This is a genomic window from Clavibacter lycopersici, assembly GCF_003576405.1.
Classification (GTDB): Bacteria; Actinomycetota; Actinomycetes; order Actinomycetales; family Microbacteriaceae; genus Clavibacter; species Clavibacter lycopersici.
In genome coordinates this window covers 1-1,162 of record NZ_QWGT01000414.1, presented here as the reverse complement: position 1 = coordinate 1,162, position 1,162 = coordinate 1, and the positions used below count along the sequence as shown (strand labels likewise).

Annotated in this window: 1 protein-coding gene; it reads left to right on the top strand. The window is 74.7% G+C overall.

Features of this window, described 5'->3' with window-relative positions:
* Positions 1-163: 163 nt before the first annotated feature.
* On the top strand, positions 164-1,045 hold the full coding sequence (locus DZG00_RS15600) for a Rieske (2Fe-2S) protein (RefSeq protein WP_119383247.1): 882 nt from the start codon (positions 164-166) through the stop codon (positions 1,043-1,045).
* Positions 1,046-1,162: the final 117 nt, after the last annotated feature.

Below are 1,162 nucleotides of genomic sequence, written 5' to 3'. Positions count from 1 at the left end.
CAGCCGTCCGCTCACGAACCTCTCGGCATCCGCCACGTGACTCCCGTTCCGTCTCGCCCGCTGGCCGCCCGGCCGGCGCGCCCCGCCCTTGTCAGCGCCCCCCGACGAGCGTTGCCTGGGAGGAGGGCGACGGCGACGGTGTCGCGCTCGGGACGGAGGCACCATGCGGGAGCTCAAGCTGGTCGAGGCGGTCGTGAGGATCGAGGACGCGAAGGCGCTGGATCCGATCGTCGACCGGGTGAAGGGCGTCGTCACCGCGCTGCTCAAGCCGCGCGCCCTCGCCGACCTGCTGCACGGCGTGCCGTTCGGGCACCCGCTGCACCCGGTGGCCGTGCTGATCCCGACCGGTGCGTGGGTCTCCTCGGCCGTGCTCGACTTCCTGCCCGGCAACGAGAAGGCGAGCCGCGCGCTCGTCGGCGTCGGCGTGCTGAGCGCCGCGCCCTCGATCGCCTCCGGCTACGCCGACTGGTCGCAGCTGCACGAGCAGCAGATGCGCGTCGGCATCGTGCACTCGGCCGCGAACGCGCTCGCGACGGGCCTCTACGGCCTCTCGTGGATCCAGCGCGCCCGCGGCAAGCACACCAGCGGCAAGGTCCTGGGGCTCGCGGGCCTCGGCCTCGTCTCCGCCGGCGGGTTCCTCGGCGGCCACCTCGCCTATCGCCAGGCGGCGGGCGCCAACCACGCCGAGGACGTGCCGCACCGCTTCCCCGCGGGCTGGCAGGAGCTGGGCCACCTCGACGAGCTGCCCGACGGTCGGCTCGCGAAGCGCGACGTCGCGGGCCTGCCGCTCCTCGTCCGCCGCAACGGCATGACGGTGGATGCGCTGAGCAACACCTGCAGCCACCTCTCCGCGCCGCTCGACGAGGGCGAGCTCGGCCGCGACCCGAAGACGGGCGAGGAGTGCGTCACGTGCCCGTGGCACGAGAGCGTGTTCAGCCTGAAGACCGGCGCCGTGATCCACGGACCCGCCACCTCCCCGCAGCCGCGCTTCGAGACGCGCGTCACCGCGGGACTCGTGGAGGTGCGGCTGCCGAACGCGGGCTAGACCGGAGCGTCGCGGTCGACGGCGCCCCGCAGCGCCACGACCGCGAGCAGCGCGCACGCCGCGAACACGATCGCGCCCGCGACCGTCGGCAGCGCGATCCCCGCGGTCGCGAGCACG